This is a genomic window from Vibrio sp. EJY3 (genome assembly GCF_000241385.1).
Classification (GTDB): domain Bacteria; phylum Pseudomonadota; class Gammaproteobacteria; order Enterobacterales; family Vibrionaceae; genus Vibrio; species Vibrio natriegens.
Genome location: NC_016613.1, coordinates 2,767,613 through 2,789,624 on the forward strand (window position 1 = coordinate 2,767,613; position 22,012 = coordinate 2,789,624).

Consider the following 22,012-nt stretch of genomic DNA (forward strand, 5'->3'; position numbering starts at 1 on the left):
AAATAGGCTCAACATGTTCACTATTTTTAAAACTTTCTTTTGGCTCGGTTGGATCAGCTTTGGTGGCCCTGCCGCTCACATTGGCTACTTCCGCCAAACTTTCGTTGAAAAGCTCCAATGGCTGGATGACAGCGAATATGCACAAATCGTAGCATTAAGCCAGTTTTTACCCGGCCCAGGTTCAAGCCAAGTGGGATTTGCACTGGGCTATAAACGTGGTGGCTTAGGGGGAGCATGCGCAGCTTTTATAGGCTTTACGCTACCTTCAGTGCTGATCATGCTGGTATTAGCTATGGTAAGCAGCCAAGTCACCGATACGGCTATGTTTCAAAACATCGTACACGGATTAAAGTTGCTGGCCGTTGTGGTGGTAGCCGATGCGACATGGGGAATGCACAAGAACTTTTGCCAAACTAAGTTAACGGCCGGGTTATGTGTCGCAACAGCGAACGCACTTTTGCTTGTGCCAGGCATAGCAACTCAGATGCTGGTTTTGATTATCGCTGGCATGGTCGGTGTACGCTACTTGAAGAAAGAATCTGCCATTCCTGCACAACCGTTTAAGCCCAACTTAACACCGCTTGTGGTCTTTGCAGTGCTACTGTTCGGGCTACCTCTCATTGCACATACAACCCCAATGGTAAGCCTGTTTAATGACTTCTTTCAGGCAGGAAGTTTAGTATTCGGCGGTGGCCATGTGGTACTTCCCCTGTTGGAAAGTATCCTTGGCGATCAAATCAGCCAGGACGCATTTTTAACCGGTTACGCCGCTGCTCAAGCCGTACCTGGCCCTATGTTTACATTCGCAACGTATATTGGTTATCAACTATCAGAGACACCGGTTTTGGGTGCTCTAGTGGCTACATTAGCTATCTTCCTGCCAGGTTTCTTACTCTTACTTGCCGTACTAAAAAACTGGCAACAACTAGCAGCGAAACCCGCTATTTCCGGAGCTGTAAGTGGCGTAAATGCGGCCGTTGTTGGTCTGCTATTAGCAGCACTCTATCAACCTGTGTTTAGCAGTGCAGTCGCAGACCCGATAGATATTGCCCTGGTGATTGCTGGCTTCTATCTGCTTAAGAAGTTGAATGTTTCAGTGCTGTGGATGATTGTGTTTTTTGTTGGGGCTTCCCTCATTCCGCAACTATCATAAAAAACAGGCTGAAACCATTCTTTTTCTTTCATTAGAACAAACTAAGTTGATTCTAAGTCACATTTACTATGTAAAAATTCAATTTAAAAACATTTATTGGAAAAACAACAATATATCTATTAAATTTAGCATTAGGATTAAATATAAAAGAAGATAAAGTGGTGGCTAGGAATGGAAGCAAAAATGGAACAGCAGTCAATTTTGTCTCAAATTGATAATAGACTTAAATTGGCTGTATTTCTAACACCTTTTATGCATTTTTATTTACCATTAGTAGGGGAGTTCATTGTACTTTTCTTTCAGTTATCAATAATATGGCTAGTAAATAACTTAAAAAATAATGATACCTATCTATCATTAAAACCAATCCATATAGTTATATATTTATATATAACTTCTATAACTATATCAAGCCTGTTAATGATCCATAGGCTGGGTTGGAGCGCTGAAACTGTAGTATCAATATTTCGATACTTAGTGATGGTTACACACGTTGTTTTTATTATGAGTCTAGCTAAATACTTTTCTCTTAGTGACAAACTTCCATTTGATTTTCTTCCTCACTCAATACTGATAGCTTCCTCACTGTTATTCATTGATATTAACTTTAACTTAACTAATATTGATTATAATGAGGGACTAAGAATCATTACTTCCAGTAATATAAGACACCTAGGTCACATAGTGATTATCAGCACCTTGTACTTATCAATTAAGATATTAATGGGTGAGCGGATAAACAATATACTCTTTACACTATCTACAATAACTAGTATCTCACTGATTATTTGGTTGGGAGGAAGAGGTGCAATTTTGTCGTATCTGATTGGGATTTCATTAGTTATCATATTTATTTATAAACACAATGAGTTAAAGATTAAAAACTCGGTAACCTTAATTTGTCTTATTATAACTTCATTAATCTTATCGTTACCTTTCAACGTGTATTCTTGGAATGGTTTAAACAGGCTATTAGATGCTAAAGAATACTATGTTAAAGACCTCAATGCATTATCAACTAATAGGATTGAGCTATGGGAAACAAGCTGGAATTTCATAAAAGAAAAGCCTTTTTTTGGCTATGGTGCTGAAAGTTTCATACTGAACTCTGATACAGTATATAGACACCCACATAATTTTATAGTTCAGTGGTTATTTGATTATGGTATAATAGGTTTAATACTATTCTTATCATTTATCATTTATATTAATAAAACCAGTTATATTAATATAAAAAATGAGCTAAGCACTAATAATTTATTCTCTATCGCTATTCTAGTAAGCATTATATCTAATGCTTTTATTTCAGGAACACTATACTACTCGCCACCATTTTTTATTTTATGTGTTGTAGCTTCATATTCTTATTCAAAATATAGCTCTCATAAAATTATAAATCATACTTAAGGATGGATATGAATAAGCTAGACTATGACAATATAAAAATTAGGGTTTTATTTATACTTTCCATAGCAGCCTTTATTAACTTTAATTCGCCTTTTTATGGGTCTTTATTTGTTCTTTTCTTTGAAATATCTGTAATTAATTTAATTCATATTATATACAAAAAACAGATAAAAAATCATGTAAAGTCAATTTATTATAAAGAATTGATTATTTTATTATTATTTTTAACCATAATTACAATTTCTACTTTGATATCATTGTATGTTTATTTGGGAGAAGTTAGGAGCTTATATAGTTTAATAAGATATTTAGAAATAGTTACTCATATAATATTTTGTTTTTATCTATCTATCTACTTTACTTACAACAGACAAAATAAGCACTTTTTTCTTCCAGTATGTCTATCTATATGTATAGCTGCTTTAGTACTTTTCTTGGATTATAACTTTAATCCAAATAGTATTATGAATTATGAGAAAAACCGTATAATTATAGCTAGCAACATAAGATATTTAGGTTATATTGCCATGCTTGGTTGCTTATACTGTATAATATCTATGACATTAGAGAGTTGCTTTAAGAAAAAAATGTATTTAAATGCTTTATTTGTAATTAACTTCTCATTACTTTTTTGGTTAGGAGGACGAGGAGCAATACTCGCCTTACTGATTAGTACATTATTGTCTATATCATTAATATCAATTAACTTCATTTTAAAAGCTAAAAGTGTATTGTATACGTTGGGCTTAATGACTGTATCATGTATAATTTCTATCCCCTTTAATGTATACCAATGGAATGGTCTGAATAGATTTTTCCGATTATCACAATCCCCAGATTTGACGTTAGATAAATTGTCTACAGGGCGTCTTGACTTGTGGATAGAGTCGATAAACTTGATATCAGAAAATCTAATTATTGGACATGGTCCAGAAGCGCATATATTCAAGACTAAAATAGGTTTATTACAACCTCACAATTTTGTTCTTCAATTTTTATTAGAGTTTGGGATATTAGGGACCATAGGATTTATAGCAATTCTCTATAATATAATTAGAATGGCTATACGCAATGTTAAAATGGATAACAATATTAATAATGTTTATTGTTACGGAGTTGTTGTAGGAATAACAATTCATGGTTTATATGACGGAACATTATACCATGCACCACCAGTAATTTTATTTATTATAGCAACAGCTTATGTATTAGCAGGAAATTTCAAGCTAAGAAATAATTTCACCGAAAACCAAACAAATAACGTAGCTATAAAAGAAAAGTAACCATCAACCGCGTAGTGCCAACCAAGATGAACAGATGCTATTTGTATTATTAATGCATAAATCCAAAATAGCATTCCCACTGTTCGATTAACTTGATAAGCACCTAAAGCCATAAGAACAGAAGAAGATACGTGCATACTTGGCATCGCTGATATACCAGCTCCTATATTGGTATCACCATTTACGTAGATGTCCCATAGGTAGTTTTGTACATTGATAACATTCCCTTGATAAAATGGAATATTATCAAGAAACTGCATTTGACTTTCGAGTATTTCTAATAATGGAAGATAAGTATTATTACTAGGTTTAAGGTGATTCAAAAAGCAAGGCCCTGCTGATGATAGTAATAATGCCATTATACTTCCTAAGAAAAACCATGATAAAAGAAAGCTAAGCAGATACTGCTGCCTATAATTTTCAATTTTACAGGCACACAAAAAGTACAAAAAACTCCCCCAAATTAATACGAACCAAATTTGGTAGGAGAACATAAAAAAGTATGTAAATATAGAATGGGAAAAGAACGTATGTGTCCACTCCCAAGGAAACTTTTCTCCATGAATCCAAAAGTCTAAATTTGAGAATAGCTGATCATACTTAAATGGGTTTATATCTGGGATTATCTGTTTCAGGTATGTATAGTTCGAAAAGCAAATATTAAGTATCAGAATTCTAACTATAAAAACAATAGGTTTATTGATAGGGGTAAAAAAATTCTTTATAGCAAGTATATATTTTTTTGTTGGTTTATTTTCTCTACTAAGTATAAACTTAAAATATAGATAAATTGACCATGCGAGAAAGGTAGCATAAAGACACCCAATTACCATCGACAAGTAATCTCTAAACTGATACTCGTAAGTGATCTCATTTTCAAAATAATGAATGATAAAAAATGTAATTATGCTTGAAAGAAGAACAAGCATGAATAGCGACTTATCAGTTCGCAATACATGCTTGATTTCTAAATATAGAGGTAGAGCCTCTGCTCCCTTACCTTCTAATTCCATTAACTAATGCTTCTATCACTGAATAATGGCTTTGGATGTATCTCTATCTGCTCTAACCATAGATAGCGCTCTCTCGAGATTTTCATTTGCTTTTGCATAGTAGGATGGACTCTGGTCAATGGCCTCTTGAAGGTAAGGTATCGCTTCTCCAGGCTCTCCCCTGAGAATTAGGAAATATCCAACACTGTTCAATGCTTCAGATGTGGACATATGTTGCCCAAAAATACCTAAAGCTTTACGAGGCTGTCCTTGAGCTATAGCTATTAGTCCTAAATTATTAATAGCTTTTTCGTTATTATTGTTTAAATTCAAAGCTGCGTTAGTAAAGTTAGATGCTTTTCTGTAGTCACCAACCATATAATACGAGTAACCAAGACTTATAAGTGCACTTTCATTGTAAGGTTTAATATCTATCGCTTTACGTAGAAATGCTTGGGCTACCTCATGGTTATTGTTGATATCATAGAGCACACCCAACCCAGTGTAGGCATTTACAGGCGATTTCTCATCATATCTTAGAGATAAAATGCTCTCACTAGATATATCGTCTACTGTTATATCCCCCCCCCCGCCAAGGCGCAATTGATCAGCATTTAGGGCCCTCAGATAATAACTTTTTCCTACTCCTTTTCTACCTTTCCTTGTGTAAAGCTTCCCTAATTCTTCTAGTGAACCTATATGATTTTGATTTTCAGCCAGAGAAGCTCTATAAGACTTGTCTGCGAGCTCAAAATCACCTCGTGACTCGTGAATACGCCCAATGGTATACAATGTTTTATCCTTATGAATACCATCTTCAAATGTAAGAGAGCGTATATATTCATACAACGCAAGATCGGTATTGTTACTCGTTAGTGCACTATCTCCTCGAGATATTGCTTCTTCTTCATTCTTTGGAGGTTGCTCGTTAGTCAAAGCTTCTACAGGCTTACCTGAATACAAGCTTTTATCAAATGCTGTTTGTTTAGTATCATTACTTGCACATCCAGAGATAAAGATGGTGACACATACAAATATAAAAACCTTCCACATAAAAAATCCCTTTAATAAAAATTAACCTAAAGCGTTTCCACCTGAAAATGCTTCAGACAGAGTAATCAATGATGGTCCAATTGCAACAATAAAAAAGCAAGGCCAAATAAATATAACCATAGGAAACATCATTTTTACTGGAATTTTAGCAGCTATTTCCTCTGCGGCTTGCTGTCTTTTATCTCTATAGTCTTCTGTATACTCTCGTAAAGAATCCACTAAGCTCCCACCGACTCGTGAAGCGTGACTTAGCATACTGACTAACCCTAGAAACTCTTCTAATCCTGTTCTAACTATCATTTCTCTCAGACTATCAGGCATGGATTTACCCGCTTGAATTTTCATACAGACCGTATCAAGCTCTTCAGCTAACTCGGGATGAGAAATAACCATTTCGTTTGCTACACGACGCAAAGAAGCATTAAAACCGAGCCCTGACTCAGTACAAACAACTAACAAGTCAAGCATATCTGCTACTCCGGAACGAATCCTGTTCTGACGTTTTTTCACCATTCTTTTTAAAAGAATATCGGGTAAAATTAATCCTATAAATACACAAGCAGCCATGTATATGTACAGCTTATTAGATTGAGGTAGCAATATATACAACCCCATAGCAATTACTAATCCTATAATAGTGGTTAGAGATTTAATCGAATAAAAAAGAGAGAGTGAATTTTTCTGATGGTAACCCGCATGCATTAATAACATACGAGTAGAGTTTCGTTCTTTTTCATTACTAGATGAAGTTAGTGGAGCTAAAGACTCCAGTCTATTCAAAAGTTTTTCATTAGCGGAAGAATGACTTTCTTTTTGACCTACGGACAAATCAGCTAACTTTCTTTTAACAGGTGAATTTACTCCTATAAATATATATCCAACTGTCATCACAAACAATACTGTCGTTACGAGAACAAATAACATAAACAATGTTTCTTTATTTATATTGGCATTAGCTAATATATTATTTATGAACTCCATAACTACACCTCAAAATTGACTATTTTTCTAATCCATATAGAACCCAAGAACAAAGAAATCATTCCTCCTATAATCATTTTTATTCCTGTTGGATGATTATGTAGAGTGGATATATAATCTGGTTTTAATATTGCAATAATGATGTACATAGCAAAAGGTGCAAGTACAAGAACCCATGCTGACATCCTAGACTCAGCAGAAATGGTTTTAATTTTTCTTGCTAATTTGAATCTATCCCTCAGTACACGAGATAATTTTTCAATATTTTCTATTAAGTTACCCCCTGTTTCTTTTTGTAATAGAACTGCACTAGAAAATGCCATCATCGAAACAGTGGGTACGCGCTCACTCATTTGCATTATGGCCAATCTCATGTCATAACCATAATTCAATAAACTAAAGGTGTTCTTAAATTCAGGTCCAATAGGTGCTGGCATCTCTGTTCCGACTTCTCCAAACGCCTGGTTGATCGGCTGCCCTGCTTGAAGTACTCGCTTTATAATATCCAATGCTTCAGGCAATTGCTCTTCAAACTTCATGAGTCGATCAGCAATACGCTTTTGAACAATAAAATATTCAACAACCCAAATTGATATCATACAACCAACCCCTATATACCAAGGTTGTCCAATTAAAACGAGGATCAATAAAACTATAGCCCCTGAAATAAAGGATAAAAATAAGAATTTTCCAAATGTTGTTTCAATACCTGCAAGCTCCAATTTCTTTTTAAACACTTCAAATAAAGAAAACTGAACTAAAAATCGCTCTATGCCTGATAAATTTTTGAGCGAGTTTTCTTTTAATAACGAAACACTCTCTTGATCAATGTGTTTATGGCTATCTTTAATGCGTTGAATTAAATGTCTATGTTTTACTTTTTTCCCAGCTGACGGCATTATCAACGCTTGGCTGATGAAAAATACTGATAGGAATAACAAGAGTAAAAACAGTGGTAATTGACCGTCCATAATCCCTCCTAACGAACCTTCTCATTAAATATCTCAAATGGAACGTCCAGACCTCGTTTAATCAATTGATCATGACAATCAGGTACAATCCCAGTAGCAATGTAATCACCAACCACATTGCCATTTTCATCCACACCTTGTCTTTGAAACTTAAAAATTTCAGACATAGTGATCACTTCACCTTCCATCCCATTAATCTCTTGAATACTGACCATACGACGCTTACCGTCTTCTTGCCTGTCCATCTGCACGACCAGGTTGATGGCTGACGCAATTTGAGAGCGAAGGTTTTTCGTTGATACGTTCCAGCCCGCCATTGAGAACATATTTTCCACACGACTTAAAGCATCTCTTGGGGTATTAGCGTGTATGGTCGCGAGAGAGCCATCATGGCCCGTATTCATTGCAGATAGCATATCGACCGCTTCACTGCCTCGCACCTCACCAACAACTATTCGGTCTGGTCTCATACGTAGAGAGTTTTTTACTAACTCGCGCTGAGAAATTTCACCTTTACCCTCAATATTAGCAGGGCGAGTTTCGAGTCTAACCACATGAGGCTGCTGAAGTTGTAACTCTGCTGAATCTTCTATGGTTACAATGCGCTGATCAGAAGGAATAAAGCCAGATAAGATATTAAGAGTGGTAGTTTTACCTGAACCCGTACCACCGGAGATAAGAATGTTGAGTTCGCCAACCACAGCTGCATTTAAAAATTTGGCCATCTCTTCTGAAAGAGAGTTTAAGTGTAGTAAGTTATCCATATTTAGTCGCTCGACAGCAAAGCGACGAATAGATACAGATGCACCATCAATGGCTAAAGGCGGGATGATTGCATTAAAACGAGAACCGTCTTTAAGTCGGGCATCTACCATAGGAGAAGACTCGTCAATTCGTCGGCCTACTTGACTGACTATTCTATCAATAATACTGCGTAAATGGCGGTCATCTAAAAATGTGTGGGGTGTTTTTTCAAGTTTACCAAAACGTTCAACAAAAATACTTTTAGGGCCATTAACCAGAATATCCGAAACTGTGGAGTCATCCAGTAAAGGCTCAAGCGGACCTAGACCAAAGATCTCATCTTCAATTTGACGAATCATCCTATTTCGAGCTTCTGAGCTTAAAGGATGAGTCTGATCTTCGGCTATTAAATGTACCACCGCTTCTCGTAGTTCTTCTTTGGCTCTATCTTCTTGAAGGTGAGAAAGTAATCCTAAATCCAAGGTGTCAAGTAACTTACTGTGATAGTAATGTTTTATCGTTTGGTCATGCTCTAACTGCTTTCTTTCAGCTTCCATCTTACGGACTTTTTCTTCAATCGCTGAAGAGTGAACCATACTACTATTTTTAGTCTTGGAAACATGCTCTACTTGAGCTTCTGATTTCGTATTCAGCAGTTCAGCTTCTGAAAAATTACTGCCGACATTTTTCCTTTTAAAAAACATAGCAACTCCCTGCTAAGAAAATAATTTACCCAACCAACCTTGAACCTGTGTTTCTGCTGGTTCTTCTAACTGATGTGAAATATCAATTAGAGAGGACTTAATTGCACTATTTTTCTTTGATTGCACAATGGGCTTACCAAGGTTTGAACACTCCATTGCAATAGAATAATTATTTGGTACTAAAAGAATGTCTTGATTTGGAAATGCTTGTTCGATGTCTTTAATCGTTATTGATGTTTTCTTTTCATAACGATTAATTATCAACCTAACCTGACCACTTGTTAAGCCATAATCCAGTTGAAGAGACTTTAAATAATTCGCAGCATGTTTAATTGACGTAACATTTTGCTGCATAACCAGATAAACATAAGAAGCAGGAGCAACTACATGTTGGAAAACATGTTCAACTCCATGGGACATATCAACAATAATATGCTTATAGTATTGACGTAATAAAGGAACCAAAGCACTGACTTTTGTCGCGCGATCATAATTATCTTTAATGCTATCAGCACTAAAACATAAATAGTTAACACCAGAAGAGTGCTTGTATACCAAGCCGTCTAATGATAAGTCATCAAGATCATTCATCGTATCAATGACGTCATTAATACTATATTTAGGCTTACTATTAAGATAATCCGCCGCATCACTAAATTGCATACCCAGATCAATAAGTAGTACTTTCCCTTTTGAATATTCAGATAACGCAATGGCAGTATTCATTGCCACAGTTGTTGCACCTGATCCACCTTTGGTATTAATAAACAAAGATAATTCACCAATCTCACTGCTTGAAGCTTTTTCGTTTGCGATATCCTCCAACAGCGGCAGCAGTTCATAGAAACCGACTTCACGATGTAAGTAGTCCGAAGCCCCTAATTTTAGTGCTAACTTAAGTGAAGTGGTATCATGCTCATCACCAAATACTACCAATGCAGTCTGGTTTCGCTGTAAGTTACCTTCATTGGAGTAAATATGGGAGATCTTCTGCGCCCAACTGCTTCCCGCTTCAATATAAATGACATCAGGTATTCTTATATCGCCTAAGGCGGTTACCGCTATTTTACTTAAATCTATCCATTCAATATTGACGTTGACGCACTTAGATAGCTCAGCTTCCAACGTACTTTTAAACTCAGCGGTTGCATAAATCACCCAAATATTAATATTCGTTTTTAGGGAGTGGATGCTGCTTGTTTTAATTTCTTTATTCATTTCTACTGGTTTCAACATGACTATTCCCTTAACAATCTTCATGAACATCAAGTCCTGACTCCGGCCTTAAAACCCCTAAGCTCTCGGCAGGTAAAATGGTCTTAAAGTCAGGGGTTGCACCGACGGCATCAATTAATAAAGACAAAACCAAAAATTTAAAGGTGTAATCAGCTTCGGCTTTCACATAGCGAATCGTCACAAAAATTGAATTAAGGACATCTGGGTCAGTAGAGGAAGAAAAAAAAGCGTCCACGTTAACTTCGTTACCATTCGCGTTGAGATAACTAATCTTCAAGTTGTCCTTGCTGAAACCAGGAGGGTACAAACCTTCAACAGAAGAAAGTTCCTTAATATCGTCCCTATCAGCTATATAACAAACCGTTGCTAAACGAGCCGCCCTGCGCGTGACTTCATTTGCCATTTGAATAGAGTAAAAATAAAGTGCGAACTCGATAATAGAGAAAATAACTAATAATACCGCTAATGCAATTAGTGTAAATTCAACCTGAGTAACCCCTTTCTGACGAAGCAACCATCTACTCATGGAGAAGTCCTCATTTTACTTGATGCACCAATTTCAAAAGCAAGCGAACTGTCAGTAAAAGGAAGACTGCTAAAAATTGGCACGTATGTATAGCTGGCAGAAATCATTACTTCTTTCGAAGAAGCAGTTGGTGGAGTAACAATCACATCTGCCGTGTTAAGATAACTAACAACTTTCGTATCAGCATCAGTTGTAATTGGCTTGCCATATACCACCATATTTTTAATTTGAGCCTCATCTGCGATACTTCCAAAATCTAGCGTCCCGTACGTATCGACTACTGCGTATCTAACCCCATTTTGCAATGCTTTATTAATTTCAGTGTACTGAATAAATGCCCGACTGACATCGATTAGTAATACCGCGAGCATAAGCAACACTGGCAGACAAATAATAAATTCCAGTGCCGCTAGGCCTGTTTGGCTGTATTTACCAGCTCCAACTAAAGATTTGTGTACATTACTCATATCAAGATACTCCGCTTAGAGGATCTTTATACAACTGGATACGATAAAAACCTGAATCGGAAGGCTCCACACTGGTAGAGCCGTTGTTTATTGGACAATCATATAAGAATTGCCCATACACATTGTCGTCTGAGCCTGTACCACTATCTCCGGCAACTTCTTTCATCAAGAAAAAGCAACCAAACCCTAGGACATCAAAGTCGGTTTTACCCGACCCAGAATCCGTACAGTCAACGATTGGGACTCTTAAAATCCTTCTTTCTGCCGTACCATTACTCGGGTAATCTGAAGCAACTCCGCAGCCACCTGTTTTACAGTCGTTATAGTCCTTGTAATAGAAGTCACTACCTGTAATATCACCAGTTACAGCATCTTTACTGATATCGGCTTGTTTAACATAAATATCAGGGAGTACAGTCCCATCATTTTTTATCGAGCCTTTGTAAACATTTAATCGAGGATTAAGGCCTTGTGCTACTGCACCAACACTACCACCTGGCTTGGTTTGTACTGTTGTTCCGATAGTTGCACAAGCATTATAATTTCCGGTAAGAGCGTCTTTTACTAAAGCTGCACCTCCTCCCGTAGTATCTTGTCCAAAGTCTAATAATTGGAAGTTCCCCGGCCCCATATCAGTACTACTTTGGTCTCCTACTTTAAGTGCATTAATTGTAGAAGGATCCTTTGATATTTCTGGGTCATAGCCACTAGGATTATAGCCCCATACTTGTTCATCAGTTGCAGTAGCGTCACCGCACACTGCCATAGGCGTTATGTTGCATGAGTACTGAATTGCAGAACTAGGTCCGGCAACAGCACTGGCTGACACATTTTTCCCCACTCCAAATACATAGCTTAGATATTGAGTTAAAGAAACGTCACTCACTGCTACACGAACATAAATATCGTCATCTCCACTACTAAAGGAAAAACTGTCAGCATCAACAAAGGATTGCTTGTCGTTGGAGAAGGTTACAGATATATCTTCTGCAGTATAGACAAGCTCTTGATTACCGGAGGCTGCTGCAAAACTATTTAAGGCACTGATTGCGGCAGCTTCAGAGAGGTCAACGTCACTTGTATTATCTGCAACAACAGCCGCCGCCAGAGCAGCCGAATCCACCGCATTTTGCAAGCGTGCTTTATTAAGAACTTGGTGATTTAAGTCCATAGCAAATGCGCCCATGCCTATTAATATCAGCATTATTAGGCTAATTAACACTAGAGTGATCCCACGCTGAGATCGTCTTGTAGCTATTGGTTTTGTATACCTCATAGCAACCTCCTAGCCAATTAGCGACTCATAGATCGCTTACTTTTTGGCTGAACTATTACTGTTGTACACTTTTAAGCTTCTTTGTGTACGCTCACCACTACCGTCTGGTAGATAATCTATGTTTTCGTACCACGCATCTGAATTGAGTGTCTGTTCTGCTTGTAATTGGCTCAAAGCTACCCCTAAATTAGGATCATTGGCACACCCTGCTAAGGAAAGGGATACAAAACAAGCAGTTAATTTAAATAATTTTTTCATTTTGTTCTCCCTTATAAACTGTGGCCAAACTGTCCATCAGTACCACCTTCCCCAGTGCTAAATTGATAATCAGTATGGTTTTGCTCCACTGTATTATCATTACTGTCAAGTTGATACTTATCGAAGTCTAAATGCGCTCCTTTACCAAGTAGGTAAAACTCAACATCATTTGGACTGACGAACCCATCAGTTGGCAATGTAATCCTACGTCTATCAACTGGTTTTGCTAACCGAGGGGTAACTAATATAACCAACTCCGTCTCTCCTGAAGTGAATTGTTCACTTTTGAAAAGACGTCCTAGTATTGGTAAATCAGCGACGCCTGGTAAACCTTCATCTACATTTCGAGCATTTTCACTGAGTAATCCAGCTATGCCCATTGTTTGACCATCAGCCAGTTCTAAAGTACTTCCCGCACTACGTGTAGTTAAAGGCGGTATATAATAAGCAGCGTTTGTATCACCAACGCTATAGGTCACTACACCAGAAGTCGCCAACTCACTCACACTGACATTTAGTTTTAAATTTATTTTTTTATCACTAAGAATATAGGGTATAAAGTCCAGTGTTACGCCATATTCTTTGTAATCGATCGTGATGCCATCGTCGTTAGGAACGGGAATAGGGAACTCACCACCGGCAACAAACTCGGCTTTAGTGCCACTCAATGCTGTCAAGCTAGGTTCAGCCAGTACCTTCGCTACGCCATTTTGTTTGGCTATATCAAGAGCAAACGTAAATAGTGTATTGCTGTCGAGAAAAGAGCCTAAAAAACCAAACTCGTTGACACCTGCGTTACCACTCAAAATCGGCCCAATATCATCAATCGCGCTTCCTATTGTCGTAGCTCCCCACGTTATATCCCCGCTTTTTTGAAAAAAGTGAAAGTTGGAATCAAAGGTGCGAACTAACGTTCTTTGAACTTCCGCAACAGTAACCTCAAGCGTCACCTGTTGTGCGCCCCCAATAGACAGCAAGTTAATGACTGAGCTTTTATTTTCTTTATCTTCACTTTGATCTGCTGATTTACCTGAGGCAAATGTTTCAGCCACCTTTAGAGCCACATCCATGTTTTGCTGATTGCTAACCAAACCCCTCAATACAATTTTGTCCTGAGTGCTATGTACTTCAATATTCTCATCAGGCAAAAACTGATAAAGCTTAGACTTTAACGTATTGAGATCGTGCGTTACTTCCACATTAAACGATTCAATAATTCGCCCACTACGATCCCAAACCGATACATTGGTAGTACCCAACTTTTTGCCAATTAAGTAAAGCTCGTTCGATTTGAGTACCAATATATCCAGTATGCTAGGATCACCTAAGGTTACTTTTTTAGCATTTCCCGAAATCATTAATTGAGTTGACTGGTGGTGAGGTACGCTTACCACTCGCCCGGACTGCGCAGCCGCATGAACTGTTACACTTACTAGTAACATGAATAAGTGGCTTAAAATTAATATTGTTCTTTTCATAATTCAATTCACCTAATTACTCACGCGAACATTGGAAGTTTGAGAACCTTTAATAACAGTTACACTTGGTCGTGGCGTATAAGTTCTCTTCGGCGGTGCTTTATCTACAGTGAGTGGGTTTCTTAGCGCCAATTGGATTCGGCCTTTACTATTTTCAGTTAACAGCTTTTCCGCTTCTTTTGGTGACACTTCTAGGGTAACCGCGCGAACAATTACTGGTTTGTTATCCTTGGTTCTAGCAGTCTGATCCACGGCCAACACTTTAATATTCTTCAAAACGGTGCTAGTTCCGCCGCCCTTTGTGTTCAGAATATCAACTTTGTTTCCTGGTAATAGAAAACCAGCAACACCTATAACATCGTTTACACGAATAGTTAAAGCTCGTTTATCCTCAGGTATCATAGCAGCTAATGTCACCCCTTCACCCAATACTGCAATTCTATTTGGGTTGACTAACTCCCCCTCATATATGGAGTTTGCAGCCACTTTGCCCACTGCTTGAGATGCATCTGTTAGTGTTGTTTCCTCTATCCAATCAACTTCCATCAATTTAGTTGTAAGGTGTTTCTCTTCAATAATAACGCCAGGTTCTATTTCCATAGCAGCAACGAGCACCGGGTGTCGCTCAACTTCTTCAAGCTTCACGGTAGGTTGCGTCTGACTATCTAACCACTGCTTTGCAATCATCACGGCCCCCAAACCGAACGCGATTGATAACAATAGCAGCATGACAATTTGTGTCCTGCTCATGACATCCCCTCACTTTTATTCATCAACAGTGAAATAGAGCCCCCAAGCACGCGTCAGAATCTTTGTTGACACAAGCTCCCCTATTTCCTCAAACTTCAAAATATCTCTACTAATCCCTAAAATATCTTTTGGTAGACATGGGAAATACCCAGTACCCGTATCATCATGAAGCTGCTTTAATCGGTCAAAAAAACCGTCTTCTAAAACCAGTTGATAAGCTTCTGACAAATCCATCCACAACTGACAGTACTCTTCTAACTCTAGAGGATTAAATTCAATCTTGTAGCCAAGTCGTCTTAAAAATGCCGGATCCGCGATAGAACTCGGCGGAAGGTTGGATGAAAATGCAAGAGTAAGCAGGAACGGGACCGATATTTGTTGCCCATTAGGTAAACCAAGGTGATCTACAAAATACTCCATCGGCACAATCCAGCGATTAAGTACAGTTGCAACTGGCATAGATTGACGACCTAAGTCATCGATAACTAAGATTCCGTTGTTGGCCATCATTTGTAGTGGTGCTATCCAAACTCGATTGTGCTCAGTATGATTGACTTCGAGCATATCCATGGTCAACTCGCCACCAACTTGAATGTTGGGTCTTTCGCATAGTACCCAGCGTTTATCATAATGATCACTCAGCTTAACAAACGACTTGGTATCCGAGTTGTCGAGTTTTTTATGGTGGTGCGGTGAAAACACCTTAATAATATTTCCATCAGCAAAAACAGCATGAGGAATGAACACCGAAGTATTTAATGCGTTTAATACTCTAGCCGCAACGTAACTCTTACCGGTACCGGCATGTCCGTAAAGTAATAGAGCTCGCCCTGAATTAATCGCAGGCCCCAAAACTGGAATAAGGCGTTCAGCACCATAAACATCATCAAGAGCCCTCTCTACATCAGCTCTTGCTATAGGTTGATTACGTAGATGCTGTCTACGTACAATATCCCAATATTGTTCTAGTGACACAGGTACAGGCCCGATATAAGCCTCTTTACGAAAGGCAAGTTCTGCTTCCGCCAAACCAAGATCTGTTAATCCATAACGAATATTGGAGTAAGAGCTTGTCGCGTTTAATGGCTGATACACTTCAACCCAGCTACGCCCCCGAAGATGGGCTAGTGACGACTCGATAATGGAAGAAACCACACACATTCTATTAGACAGCTCTATCAAATCAGATTTAGGAAATGCCATTAAATGCTTAAGTAATAAATGCTCAACGACTGCAGCCGGAATATCTAGGTGTTCTTCAGAAGAAGGTATAGGTGGTGGATCAATTTGTGGCACTAAAGTGCCCTTAGAGACCATAGTCATAGACGGTACCCTCCTAATATTGGCACTTGACAGATGTAAGTTGATGTCCTTGTTTATGTCATCTAAGATGATTTACTAAAAAATATAAAAATAATAAGCCATTCCAATTACAATCGCTGGAGCAAAAGGAATAACCAGAGGATACTGGGTGCTCCACCCTCGAGTTACCCGTTGAACTGCATAAACTTTAACGTGCTCTTTAAAAGATTGCCCTGAAGATGCCATATGTAGCATGAGATAAAACGCCCCAATAATACCACCAGCCACAACTACATACGCGGTCACCTGCCACATTACTTCTGCGCCCAACCACAAGCCTACCACCGTTAGGAGCTTCACATCTCCACCAGCCATCGCTTTAACAACATACAAGCCAAATCCCACACCCAAAGTTATTAGCATACCTTTAATATGCAAAGTCCATAACAAACCAGGAGTCTGAAACAGATCTATAACAACTATCAATAATAGAATTATTACAAGATTATTTGGTATACGATTCCTCTGGACATCAGACACACCAATGATGAATAACAAAACCCAGATAAGTAAATTCATATAATAGTCTTTAAGCAAGGTTAACTCGCTTCGTCTGCTATTTTACCGGAGACTAAACCAAACGAGGTTTTTACACCTGTCCAGAAGCCCAAACTCAAGAACGCTGTAACAATCAAAGCTGCACCCAAAATGTACTCCAGAAGCGTAAGGCCTTCTTCGTCTTCCCAAAAATCTTTGAGAAAATCTACTAGATTGCTCATTTAAAAATCCTGCCCCCTAAAAAACAAAACTGCTGTGACTGACTATACCGTTACCGTTGCAATTTCACTCATCGCCACAATCATCGGGTCAACTGTTCATCTGGTAACTTGGTGCCCCCGAATAAGAGACACCAAAACCAGAATCAATAAACGGAATGTTTTAGCTAACTTTACCAGAGATCTTGCCCTCTATCGTGCCGAACGTTGTTGCTAAAGCTGACCAGAACCCCAAGCTTAGCATTGCCGCCACAATCAGTGCCGCACCAAGAATGTATTCAAGAAGTGTCAAGCCTTCTTCATCATTCCAAAAGTCTTTAAGTACTTGTGTAAATTTATCCATTTTAAATGCCCCCTAAAGATCCGTTTTAGAGATCTTTAATATTGATTTTAGTGTTTAACCCCTCATGAAACGTCCCTACTTTAGCAGGGGTTTCGAAATCAATTTAGGTTAGAAAAGTGTTAGAACGTTAGGATATTTTTGCCATTCATTGGTACTTTTTTGCTATCAATGTATTTATCAGTATGCTGTATTAACTATGAGATTAGTGGCTATGAAATATGAGATAGACATCACACTTAATCGTTAAAATCCCCACCATAATCAGTTAATTGATAAAACTAAAATATGATTTGAATCAGAAATTAATAAACGAAAGGGTTAATCTAAACACTCAAGGATTGAGGTTCAGATGGGTTGATCCACGTTAAATTCTTGTATAAGTATGAATTAAATGGATTTTATATGGAAAGGCTTGTTAAAGCGTGTTGGATTGGGGGGGCCTTATCATCCCTGCCAGAGCAATTTCGATGGGTATTTACGCAGTACTTCGAATTACTCGACCACAGCAATGACATATCAGTGATCAGCGATAAAGAATTCAATTACTTTTTTTATTACGCAACGGATCATCCATTTGACTTGTTACAAAGCGTTGTAACACTGTGTGAAAATCTAGATAAAAAACTCATTGTTGTATACACGAAAGGTATCGAAGCTAACAAACTACCACCACAACATGTAACCGCTGAATACTACGCATTAGACGATAACTATCTGTCACATTGGTTATCTCAGATAAAGCTAAAATACTTTTTCAATCATAGCTTTGAAAGCTCTCTTTCGTTACCAAAAAAATCATGCTCTAAGAATGGTAAAGCCAACTTTTCTGAGGTCGTTGATTATATCTCCAATAATATACATCGAGAGTTGCGCGAAGAAGATGCAGCTGCTCTCTGCCACTACTCTACCACCTACTTTTCGAAAGTGTTTCGCCGTAAGGTTGGGATGTGCTTTCGTGATTATGTTACCGCGAAGCGTATTGCATTAGCGAAGAAGATGCTCACCGAAGACAATTCAATGAAAATTGCTTACATCGCTTACCAATGCGGCTACCACGATGTTTCTTATTTCTCTCGGATTTTTAAGAAAAAGACTGGCTTCTCACCAGCAAGCTACCGACAACAGTTTTAGAACTCATTTTTTAGGTAGGTTTTGCAAAAGATATAGCACTGCCTTGGCCGCATATTTCATCAAAATACATTCCCGTACAGTAACTCACATGCTAAAGTTAACATTATGTTAACAAATATAAAAACGAGAAGACATGGAGTCACTTATGATGCAACAGCCGAATGTAGCCAACTCCTCTGCTGGTTGCGCTCTCCCTCCGCCAAATGAAATGATTCTAAAATGGGCAGAAGAGCGTCCAAATGAGGTTTACTTAAAGCAAATCATTAATCGGGAATTCGTTGAATTCACTTACGCTGAAGTCGCAGACCAAGCTCTCAAGCTGGTGAGCGCATTACGCAAGCTTGGTGTTAATCCAGGTGATAAGGTAGCGTTAATCTCCAAAAATTGCGCAGAGTGGTTTATCTGCGATCTAGCTATGATGCTGGGTGATTACGTTAGTGTGCCCATCTTCCCAACGGCTGGAGCAGACACTATCGAGTACTGCCTCACGCACAGTGAAAGTAAGGTGCTTATCAGCGGTAAGTTGGACGACTCAAAGGCTACTCAGCAAGTAATTAATGAAATGGGCGGTCTGATCAGTATCGCACTGCCATATAACTCTGCACCGATGTGCCAGCATCAATATGCTGAGCTTATAGCAAATGAAGTGCCAAGTGTAGAACGTCCACAACATTACGACGACAAGCTCATGTCGCTGGTTTATACATCCGGTACTTCAGGCTTACCAAAAGGGGCAATGTTGACCTACGGCGCATTCAGTTGGTCTGTGCAACAGCTGATCAATCATATTGGCATACAACCAAACGACCGATTGTTCTCCTACCTACCACTCGCACACATTACTGAACGAGTGTATATATTTGGTTCTTCAATTATGGGTGGCGTACCCACAGCATTTCCAGAGTCACTCGACACATTTATTGAAGATGTAAAAATGCATAGACCAACCTTGTTCATCTCAGTGCCAAGGTTATGGACATTATTCCAGCAGCGAATTCAGGATAAGTTACCGCAAAAGTCTTTGAACATTCTTCTCAAGATCCCCTTTGTGAATTCGCTGATTAAGAAGAAACTTGCCGTTGGGTTAGGTTTAGACCAAGCCAGAGTATTGGGGTGTGGCTCTGCTCCCGTATCACCAGCTTTGTTAGAATGGTACCACAGCGTTGGGCTTAATATTACCGAAGCTTGGGGGATGACGGAGTCCTTTGCTTACAGCACGATTAATTATCCTTTTAGAGCCGATAAAATTGGTACTGTCGGCAATGCGGGGCCTGGTATAGAACTTAAAATTGCTGATGACAGCGAAATCATGGTTCGAGGTAAAGGATTATTCTCTGGCTACTATAAAAATGATATCGCGACTCAAGAATCTTTCGATTCAGAAGGCTGGCTGCACACTGGTGACATCGGAGCGATAGATGCTGATGGTTATCTTACGATTCAAGGCCGCAAAAAAGACACATTTAAAACCGCGAAAGGGAAGTTCGTTTCTCCCGTACCGATAGAAAAGAAATTGTTCGAATACAGTCGCATAGAAATGATGTGTCTGATTGGTCTTGGCTTACCAGGCCCAATATTGTTGGTCGTGCCTCATGATTTCCCTCACTTCGACAAAGAGCGTTATGAACGTTCCACTCGTAAAGTCATTGAGCGAATGAATAAAGAGCTGGCATCTCACGAGCAAATAAAAGGCGTGTTGATGATAAAAGAGCCATGGAATATCGAAAATGGCGTCCTTACCCCAACTCTGAAAATAAAGCGCCACGTACTTGAACAAAAGTACCACGAACTTGGTCATAACTGGCCGAAAGGCCAATTAGTACTCTGGGAAGAAGACTTATAATTAAGCTAGCACTCCTCAATAGCCGTTGAGGAGTGCCACTCACCTTGCTTCAAACTACGGCCTCCAAAATGGTTTATGGCTTTCTTTTAACACCTCATGCTTTTCCAAACCAATATCATTCCAAAGATGTTCAGGTAACTCTCTTAGATGACGACGAGTCCTATGATTTCTTTTCCATAAGTAGAGTTTAGAAAAAATTAACTGAATCCAATTTTGTTGTGTCGTTAGCAAAGCTCGTTCACAGCTGTTCGTGATGTTTTCCATCTCTTTCACCCTTTTAATCTGTTGACCAGTTAATAATCAACGACTACCTTAATAATCTCAAACGATAGAACCTGCCATTGAGTTAAGGAAAACTAATGTGAAAGATCGGATGCCACCTCTACAAGGCTTATACTATTTCTTCATCGCAGCGAAAGAAGGCAGCTTTAAATCCGCAGCCAAAAGTTTGTTTGTTACTCCCGCTGCAATTAGCCAACAAATCCGGCAGTTAGAAGAATTTTTGGGTACTGACCTGTTTGTTCGCCAACACAGGAAGATACTGCTAACACCTCAGGGAGAGTTGCTATTTGCTCAAGCAGAACGAGGATTTAGCCACATACAACAAGGTGTTCGTCTAATTAACCAAGATCCCAACCCAAACCAACTTTCTATCTCAACACTTCCCTCGTTTGCACACCATTGGCTAGTTCCTAAAATAACGGCCTTTAGACAACGTCATCCTGAACTATCACTTTTGCTGGAGCCAACGAATGAACTGGTTTCTTTTCAAGACAGTCAAATAGATTTATGCGTTCGTTACGGTTCAGGAAACTACCCTAATTTAGAATCGCAATGGTTAATGGATGAAGCTTTCTATCCTGCCTGTCATCCGGTTTATCAAAAAGAGCACAGCATTTATAACATCGAAGATTTGAGCAAAGCGGAGCTTATCGAAGATCTTTGGCCTGATCTCGACTGGAATATGTGGTTAGAAAGACTAGGACAACATGCTGCCAAACCAGCGCTAAAATACAGCGGTTCCCATCTCGTACTAGAGGCCGCCTTATCATTACAAGGGGTGGCGCTCGTGAAACACAGTTTGGCCTATCAATATTTTCGAACGGGTAAGTTGGTACGGATTGGCGACATCGCCATCAAACCTAAATTCGCTTACTACTTATGTGCCCCAAAGGGATACCTGCAACGGCCTAAAGCACAGCAGTTTGCAAAGTGGTTAAAAGAAGAGATCGACAGTTTTGAAAAGTCGGTTAATCGAGACTTTAAAACCATCGCGCTATCAGACTGAATCGTTCCAATTGAATGACAAAATTATTTTTTGAGATTAATAAAAAGCCC

Annotated in this window: 23 protein-coding genes; 6 read left to right on the forward strand and 17 right to left on the reverse strand. The window is 38.7% G+C overall.

Annotated features, from left to right (window positions below; all coding sequences use genetic code 11):
- Positions 1-13 precede the first annotated feature (13 nt).
- The 3 genes from chrA (at position 14) to VEJY3_RS24825 (ending at position 3,843) form a co-directional block, all read left to right on the forward strand.
- Positions 14-1,153 carry a chromate efflux transporter gene (chrA, locus tag VEJY3_RS12465; RefSeq protein ID WP_014232836.1) on the forward strand — a complete coding sequence of 380 codons (1,140 nt, stop codon included), beginning with the start codon at positions 14-16 and terminating at the stop codon, positions 1,151-1,153.
- A gap of 171 nt (positions 1,154-1,324) precedes the next feature.
- On the forward strand, positions 1,325-2,560 hold the full coding sequence (locus VEJY3_RS12470; RefSeq protein WP_014232837.1) for an O-antigen ligase: 1,236 nt from the start codon (positions 1,325-1,327) through the stop codon (positions 2,558-2,560).
- A gap of 8 nt (positions 2,561-2,568) precedes the next feature.
- Positions 2,569-3,843: an O-antigen ligase gene (locus VEJY3_RS24825; protein WP_041170263.1), complete on the forward strand. Its 1,275-nt coding sequence runs from the start codon at positions 2,569-2,571 to the stop codon at positions 3,841-3,843.
- On the opposite strand, the gene VEJY3_RS12480 is transcribed toward VEJY3_RS24825, so the two are convergent.
- The 16 genes from VEJY3_RS12480 to VEJY3_RS12555 form a co-directional block, all read right to left on the reverse strand.
- Complete coding sequence (locus VEJY3_RS12480) at positions 3,762-4,856, reverse strand: phosphatase PAP2 family protein (protein WP_014232839.1); 1,095 nt, start codon at positions 4,854-4,856, stop codon at positions 3,762-3,764. The two genes, VEJY3_RS24825 and VEJY3_RS12480, sit on opposite strands and share 82 nt — an antisense overlap.
- A gap of 15 nt (positions 4,857-4,871) precedes the next feature.
- Complete coding sequence (locus tag VEJY3_RS12485; protein ID WP_014232840.1) at positions 4,872-5,888, reverse strand: lipopolysaccharide assembly protein LapB; 1,017 nt, start codon at positions 5,886-5,888, stop codon at positions 4,872-4,874.
- A gap of 21 nt (positions 5,889-5,909) precedes the next feature.
- A complete protein-coding gene (locus VEJY3_RS12490) occupies positions 5,910-6,869 on the reverse strand; it encodes a type II secretion system F family protein (protein ID WP_014232841.1) in 960 nt (319 codons plus the stop codon).
- Between the two features lie 2 nt (positions 6,870-6,871).
- Entirely contained in the window at positions 6,872-7,840 is a 969-nt protein-coding gene (locus VEJY3_RS12495) for a type II secretion system F family protein (protein WP_014232842.1), read from the reverse strand.
- Between the two features lie 8 nt (positions 7,841-7,848).
- Positions 7,849-9,180 carry a CpaF family protein gene (locus VEJY3_RS12500; protein WP_374953218.1) on the reverse strand — a complete coding sequence of 444 codons (1,332 nt, stop codon included), beginning with the start codon at positions 9,178-9,180 and terminating at the stop codon, positions 7,849-7,851.
- Positions 9,181-9,300: 120 nt separating this feature from the next.
- Positions 9,301-10,524, reverse strand: coding sequence for an AAA family ATPase (locus tag VEJY3_RS12505; protein ID WP_041170264.1), 1,224 nt, complete (start codon positions 10,522-10,524; stop codon positions 9,301-9,303).
- Between the two features lie 10 nt (positions 10,525-10,534).
- Positions 10,535-11,050 carry a TadE/TadG family type IV pilus assembly protein gene (locus VEJY3_RS12510; protein WP_014232845.1) on the reverse strand — a complete coding sequence of 172 codons (516 nt, stop codon included), beginning with the start codon at positions 11,048-11,050 and terminating at the stop codon, positions 10,535-10,537.
- Complete coding sequence (locus tag VEJY3_RS12515; RefSeq protein ID WP_014232846.1) at positions 11,047-11,517, reverse strand: TadE/TadG family type IV pilus assembly protein; 471 nt, start codon at positions 11,515-11,517, stop codon at positions 11,047-11,049. The genes VEJY3_RS12510 and VEJY3_RS12515 overlap by 4 nt, the downstream gene beginning before the upstream one ends.
- Before the next feature lies 1 nt (position 11,518).
- Positions 11,519-12,793: a pilus assembly protein TadG-related protein gene (locus VEJY3_RS12520; protein ID WP_014232847.1), complete on the reverse strand. Its 1,275-nt coding sequence runs from the start codon at positions 12,791-12,793 to the stop codon at positions 11,519-11,521.
- Positions 12,794-12,829: 36 nt separating this feature from the next.
- Entirely contained in the window at positions 12,830-13,051 is a 222-nt protein-coding gene (locus tag VEJY3_RS12525) for a hypothetical protein (RefSeq protein ID WP_014232848.1), read from the reverse strand.
- 11 nt (positions 13,052-13,062) lie between these two features.
- Positions 13,063-14,529 carry a type II and III secretion system protein family protein gene (locus tag VEJY3_RS12530; RefSeq protein ID WP_014232849.1) on the reverse strand — a complete coding sequence of 489 codons (1,467 nt, stop codon included), beginning with the start codon at positions 14,527-14,529 and terminating at the stop codon, positions 13,063-13,065.
- Between the two features lie 12 nt (positions 14,530-14,541).
- The gene (cpaB, locus tag VEJY3_RS12535; RefSeq protein ID WP_041170265.1) at positions 14,542-15,279 is read right to left on the reverse strand and encodes a Flp pilus assembly protein CpaB; all 738 of its coding nucleotides are present in this window, start codon (positions 15,277-15,279) and stop codon (positions 14,542-14,544) included.
- A 15-nt stretch (positions 15,280-15,294) separates the two neighbouring features.
- Positions 15,295-16,602 carry an ATPase AAA gene (locus tag VEJY3_RS12540; RefSeq protein WP_014232851.1) on the reverse strand — a complete coding sequence of 436 codons (1,308 nt, stop codon included), beginning with the start codon at positions 16,600-16,602 and terminating at the stop codon, positions 15,295-15,297.
- A 75-nt stretch (positions 16,603-16,677) separates the two neighbouring features.
- Entirely contained in the window at positions 16,678-17,160 is a 483-nt protein-coding gene (locus VEJY3_RS12545; protein ID WP_014232852.1) for a prepilin peptidase, read from the reverse strand.
- 20 nt (positions 17,161-17,180) lie between these two features.
- The gene (locus VEJY3_RS12550) at positions 17,181-17,360 is read right to left on the reverse strand and encodes a Flp family type IVb pilin (RefSeq protein WP_014232853.1); all 180 of its coding nucleotides are present in this window, start codon (positions 17,358-17,360) and stop codon (positions 17,181-17,183) included.
- Between the two features lie 160 nt (positions 17,361-17,520).
- The gene (locus tag VEJY3_RS12555; protein WP_014232854.1) at positions 17,521-17,700 is read right to left on the reverse strand and encodes a Flp family type IVb pilin; all 180 of its coding nucleotides are present in this window, start codon (positions 17,698-17,700) and stop codon (positions 17,521-17,523) included.
- 402 nt (positions 17,701-18,102) lie between these two features.
- Between VEJY3_RS12555 and VEJY3_RS12560 the strand changes: the two genes are divergently transcribed.
- Both VEJY3_RS12560 and VEJY3_RS12565 read left to right on the forward strand, forming a co-directional pair.
- Positions 18,103-18,831, forward strand: coding sequence for a helix-turn-helix domain-containing protein (locus VEJY3_RS12560; protein ID WP_014232855.1), 729 nt, complete (start codon positions 18,103-18,105; stop codon positions 18,829-18,831).
- 148 nt (positions 18,832-18,979) lie between these two features.
- A complete protein-coding gene (locus tag VEJY3_RS12565; protein ID WP_014232856.1) occupies positions 18,980-20,674 on the forward strand; it encodes an AMP-binding protein in 1,695 nt (564 codons plus the stop codon).
- A 54-nt stretch (positions 20,675-20,728) separates the two neighbouring features.
- Here VEJY3_RS12565 and VEJY3_RS24830 read toward each other — a convergent pair whose 3' ends face one another.
- A complete protein-coding gene (locus VEJY3_RS24830) occupies positions 20,729-20,938 on the reverse strand; it encodes a DUF1127 domain-containing protein (RefSeq protein ID WP_014232857.1) in 210 nt (69 codons plus the stop codon).
- A 97-nt stretch (positions 20,939-21,035) separates the two neighbouring features.
- On the opposite strand from VEJY3_RS24830, the gene VEJY3_RS12570 reads away from it, so the two are divergent.
- On the forward strand, positions 21,036-21,962 hold the full coding sequence (locus tag VEJY3_RS12570) for a LysR substrate-binding domain-containing protein (protein WP_014232858.1): 927 nt from the start codon (positions 21,036-21,038) through the stop codon (positions 21,960-21,962).
- The last annotated feature ends 50 nt before the right edge of the window (positions 21,963-22,012 follow it).